The sequence below is a fragment of the Streptomyces sp. NPDC029169 genome (assembly GCF_055563935.1).
Genome location: NZ_JBVHXA010000037.1, coordinates 1 through 5424 on the forward strand (window position 1 = coordinate 1; position 5424 = coordinate 5424).

Here is a 5424-nt window from a genome sequence, read left to right on the forward strand (position 1 = left end):
GGGGTGGGCGTAGGGGCACGGGGCGGAGGCGCCCGCAAAGGCGCCGTCCGTTGTGCCCACCCGTTCCGCCCCAGCGGAACGAATGCCCACAACGGACACAAGCGCGGGGCGGTGTCTTCCCGGATCGCCGTCCCGTACCGGCCCCGGCCGGAGGCCCTCGCAGCCGCGGCCGGCTGCGCGGCCCCCGGCCGGGGCAGTCCACGTGCCGAAAGGACCGTCATGCTCGACCACCTGATCAAGGGCGCCACCGTCGTGGACGGCACCGGCGCCCCCGCACGCGTCGCCGACGTCGGGATACGGGACGGGCGGATCGCCGTCATCGCGGAGGGCGTCCAGCAAGACGCCCGGACCACCGAGGACGCCACCGGCCTCGTCCTCGCCCCCGGCTTCGTCGACCCGCACACCCACTACGACGCCCAGCTCTTCTGGGACCCCTTCGCCACCCCCTCCATGAACCACGGCGTCACCACCGTCGCCGGAGGCAACTGCGGCTTCACGCTCGCGCCCCTCCACCCGGACCGGCCCGAGGACGCCGACTACACGCGCCGCATGATGTCCAAGGTCGAGGGCATGGCCCTCAAGGCCCTGGAGGAGGGCGTCGACTGGAGCTGGTCCTCCTTCGGCGAGTACCTCGACGCCCTCGAAGGGCGGATCGCCGTCAACGCCGGCTTCATGGTCGGACACTGCGCCCTGCGCCGGTACGTGATGGGCCCCGAGGCCATCGGGGGACAGCCGACGCCCGAGCAGCTCCAGCGGATGACCGACCTGCTCCACGAGGCCATGGACGCCGGTGCCTGGGGCCTGTCCACCACCCAGTCCTCCACCCACTCCGACGGCGACGGCGCCCCCGTCGCCTCCCGGCACGCGACCCCCGCCGAGCTGATCGCGCTCTCGAAGGCCGTCGGCGAGCACGAGGGCACCCAGCTCGAAGCGATCCTCGCCGGCTGCCTCGACCAGTTCTCCGACGACGAGATCGACCTCTTCGTCGACATGACCGCCGCCGCAGGGCGCCCCCTGAACTGGAACGTCCTCACCATCGACGCCACCGTCCCCGAGCGCGTCCCGCGCCAGCTCGTTGCCTCCGAACGCGCCCGCAAGTCCGGCGGCCGGATCGTCGCCCTCACCATGCCGATCCTGACCCCCATGAACATGTCGCTCGGCACGTTCTGCGCCCTCAACCTCATCCCCGGCTGGGGCGAGATCCTCTCCCTCCCCGTCCCCGACCGGATCGCGACCCTCCGCGACCCGGCGGTACGGGAGGAGATGCTGCGCCGCGCGGACTCCAAGGAGGCCGGTGTCTTCCGCCGCCTCGCGCACTTCGGCCGGTACGTCATCGGGGACACGTACACGAAGGAGAACGAGGGGCTCACCGGGCGGGTCGTCCGCGACATCGCCGCCGAGCGCGGCCAGGACCCCTTCCAGTGCCTCGTCGAGATCTGCGCCAACGACGAGCTGAAGACCGTCCTGTGGCCCATGCCCACCGACAACGACCCCGCCTCCTGGGCGCTGCGCCGCGAGACCTGGGAGCACGAGGACGTGATGCTCGGCGGCTCCGACGCCGGCGCGCACCTGGACCGCATGTGCGGCGCCCCGTACACCACCCGCTTCCTCGGCGACTGTCTGCGCGGCCGGAAGCTGGTCCCGCTCGAACAGGCGGTGAAGATGCTCAGCGACGACCCGGCCCGGCTCTTCGGGCTCCGCGAGCGCGGGCGCATCGCGGAGGGCTTCCACGCCGACCTGGTCCTCTTCGACCCCGAGCGGATCGACGCGGGCCCGGCGACGCTCGTGCACGACCTGCCCGGGGACAGCCCCCGGCTCGACTCGCGGGCGAGGGGTGTCGTCTCCGTCCGCGTCAACGGCGTGGAGACCATCCGCGACGACGAGGTGACCGGCGCGATCCCGGGCCGCGTCCTGCGTTCCGGCCGAGACACGAAGACGGTGAGCACCAGGTGAGGACCGATAGGACCGAGAGGCTGTACATCGGCGGCGCGTGGGTCGAGCCCGACTCCGGTCACTACGAGGTGATCAACCCCGCCACCGAGGAGGTCGTCGGCCTCGCGCCCGAGGCGTCCCGGGCCCAGGTGTACGAGGCGGCGGAGGCCGCCCGGGAGGCCTTCGCGACCTGGTCCCGTACGAAACCGGAGGAGCGAGCCGCGATCTTGGACCGGGCCGCGGACCTGATGGCCCGGGACGCCGAGGCGAACACGGTCCTCGCGCAGGCGGAGACCGGGGCGACGACCGGCACCGCGCGCGGGATGCAGGTCGCCGTCGGCTCCTCCCGGTTCCGGCGGTACGCGCGCGGGGCCCTGGAGCCGGTCGAGCAGGCGCTGCCGCCGCAGATCAACGAGGCCGGGCCGATGGGCAGGGCCGGGGTCTTCGGCGCGGTGGCGGTGCGCCGCCCGGTCGGGGTGGTCACCTGCATCACCTCGTACAACAATCCCTGGGCCAATCCGGCCGGCAAGATCGCCCCCGCGCTCGCCATGGGCAACACGGTCGTGGTGAAGCCCGCCCCGCAGGACCCGCTCTCCGTCTACGCGATGGCCCGGGCCCTGGAGGAGGCGGGCATCCCGCCGGGTGTCGTCAACGTCGTCACGGGCACGAGCACCGCCGTCGGAGAGGCGGCCGTCGACTCTCCGGCGGTCGACATGGTCTCCTTCACCGGCTCCACGGCCGTCGGGCAGCGGATCGGCGAGGTCTGCGGGCGGGCGCTGAAACGGCAGCTGATGGAGCTGGGCGGGAAGGGCGCGGCGCTGGTCTTCGACGACGCCGACCTCGACTCCGCCGTCATGGGCATCGGCACCACCTTCGCCTTCTACAGCGGACAGATCTGTACGGCCCCGACCCGGGTGCTCGCCCAGCGCGGGATCTACGAGCAGCTGATCGAGAAGCTCACCGGCTATCTGGCCTTCATGAAGGTCGGCGACCCGACGGTCCAGGGCACGGTGGTCGGTCCGGTGATCTCGGCGGCCCACCGCGACCGGGTGGAGTCGTACGTCGAGCTGGGGAGGAAGGAGGGCGCGCGGGTCGTCGCGGGTGGCGAGCGGCCACCCATGGAGCGGGGCTTCTATGTGGCGCCCACCCTGCTCGCGGACTGCACCAACGACATGCGGGTGGTGCGGGAGGAGATCTTCGGGCCGGTCGTCGTGGTGGTCCCCTTCGACGACGAGGAGGAGGGCGTCGCGCTGGCGAACGACAGCGACTACGGGCTCCTCGACTACGTGTGGTCGGGGGACGTGGCCCGCGCATTCCGTGTCGCGGCGCTGCTGCGGGCCGGTGGCGTCGGGGTGAACACCGTCGGACGGAACATGGAGGCGCCGTTCGGCGGGTTCAAGAAGAGCGGAGTGGGGCGGGATGTGGGGTCGTACGCGCTCCATGCGTACAGCGAGACGCAGGCGGTCGTCTGGCCTGGCTGACCCGGCCCTCTGGTCCGGCTGACCCCCTTCCCGCGCGGCTCGGAAAATTCTTCGGGAAATTTTGAAAACGGACATTTGGGGCACTGCTGCGGTTCCCGCATAGCGGACAGTCGCTGAGACGCCTACCAATCGGTCGGTGCCGACAGCTGGTCGATCTTTCAATCAATGCCAGGAGGGCGTTCTCGCCCTCTCAATGCAAGGTGAAGATCGACCGTTGTCCCGGAGTGATCTCCTCCGGATGTGGAAACCGCAGCACTTACCGTCCTTTACATGACTCAGGTGGATGCACGGCCCCAGGCCGGAGACACGGTAAGGGGCGTCACCGCCCAGGGCGACACTCATGGCGTACGTACCAAGGGACTCGGCGGCAATTCCGTCGGACTGATGGCCAGTGCCGTCATCGGCATCTCGACCGTCGCCCCCGTCTACTGTCTGACCTCCACGCTCGGCGCGACCGCCGGCGAGGTCGGACTCCAGATGCCCGCGGTGTTCCTCGCGGGCTTCCTCCCGATGCTCCTCGTCGCCTTCGCGTACCGGGAGCTCAACAAGGCGATGCCCGACTGCGGCACCTCCTTCACGTGGACGGTGAAGGCCTTCGGCCCCAGGATCGGCTGGATGTGCGGCTGGGGCCTCGTCATCGCGACGATCATCGTCCTGTCCAACCTGGCAGGCGTCGCGACCTCCTACTTCTGGCTCCTCGCCGGTGAGATCACCAACAACCCGTCCGTAGCGGCCCTCGACGACAACAAGGCCGCCCACATCGGTACGACCCTGGTCCTGATCGCCATCGCGACGGCCATCAGCTACCGCGGCATGACCGCCACCAAGGGCGTCCAGTACGCGCTCGTCGGCCTCCAGCTCGTCGTGCTCGCGCTGTTCGTGACCCTCGCCTTCACCAAGGTGGGCAGCGGCGAGTTCACCACCGGCGCCGACTTCTCCTGGTCCTGGATGAACCCGTTCGCGGTCGAGTCCTTCTCCGCCTTCACCGCCGGACTCTCCCTCGCGATCTTCATCTACTGGGGCTGGGACGCCTGCATGGCGACCAACGAGGAGACCACCGGCAGCGCGAAGACCCCCGGCCGCGCCGCGATGATCACCATGATCGTCCTCGTCGGCTCCTACCTGGCCACCGGCATCGCCGCCCAGATGATCGTCGGCGCAGGCGACACCGGCCTCGGCCTCGCCAACCCGGAGACCTCCGACAACGTCTTCGCGGCCCTCGCAGGCCCGGTCATGGGCCCGGCCCTCGGCATCCTGCTCTTCGTCGCCGTCCTCGCCTCGGCGGCGGCCAGCCTCCAGACGACGTTCATCCCGGTCGCCCGCACGGTGCTCGCCATGTCGACGTACGAGGCCCTGCCGCCCTCCTTCACCAAGGTCCACCCGCGCTTCAAGACCCCGGGCCTGGCCACGGTCGTCGCGGGTGTCGCCACCGGCGTCTTCTACACGGTGATGACCCTGGTCAGCGAGAACGTCCTGGTCGACACGATCTACGCGCTCGGCCTGATGATCTGCTTCTACTACGCGCTGACCGCCTTCGCCTGCGTCTGGTACTTCCGGCGCGAGCTGTTCCGGTCCGGCAAGGACTTCGTCTTCAAGGCCTTCTGCCCGGCGCTCGGCGGCGTCATGCTGACCGCCGTCTTCGGCAAGACGCTGTACGACATGTGGGACCCGGCCTACGGCTCCGGCTCCTCGGTCTTCGGCATCGGCTCGGTCTTCGTGATCGGCGTCGGGCTGCTGCTGCTCGGCGTGGTGATCATGCTGGTCATGCAGCGCAAGAGCCCCGCGTTCTTCCGCGGCGAGGTGCTGACCAAGGAGACGCCGTCGCTGGTCGTGGCGGACTGACCGTCCTCCGTACGCACCCCTGAGTCACGAACGCACGAGGTGGGGGGGGGGGGGGGGGGGGGGGGGGGCGAGGAGGGGCGGGGGGGGGGGGGGGGGGGACGAGGGGGGGGGGGGGGGGGGAAGGAAGGGGGGGGGGGGGGGGGAGGGGGGGGGGATGGCGGCTCATGGG

At 70.7% G+C, this 5424-nt stretch carries 3 protein-coding genes; all 3 read left to right on the forward strand.

Annotated features, from left to right (window positions below; translation table 11 throughout):
- Positions 1-219: 219 nt before the first annotated feature.
- The 3 genes from ACZ4VI_RS34555 to ACZ4VI_RS34565 all read left to right on the forward strand — a co-directional run bounded on the left by ACZ4VI_RS34555 (position 220) and on the right by ACZ4VI_RS34565 (position 5255).
- Positions 220-1953, forward strand: a complete 1734-nt coding sequence (locus tag ACZ4VI_RS34555) for an N-acyl-D-amino-acid deacylase family protein (RefSeq protein WP_468005850.1) — start codon at positions 220-222, stop codon at positions 1951-1953.
- Complete coding sequence (locus tag ACZ4VI_RS34560) at positions 1950-3413, forward strand: aldehyde dehydrogenase family protein (RefSeq protein WP_468005852.1); 1464 nt, start codon at positions 1950-1952, stop codon at positions 3411-3413. The genes ACZ4VI_RS34555 and ACZ4VI_RS34560 overlap by 4 nt, the downstream gene beginning before the upstream one ends.
- Positions 3414-3683: 270 nt before the next feature.
- Positions 3684-5255 carry an APC family permease gene (locus ACZ4VI_RS34565; protein ID WP_468005853.1) on the forward strand — a complete coding sequence of 524 codons (1572 nt, stop codon included), beginning with the start codon at positions 3684-3686 and terminating at the stop codon, positions 5253-5255.
- The last annotated feature ends 169 nt before the right edge of the window (positions 5256-5424 follow it).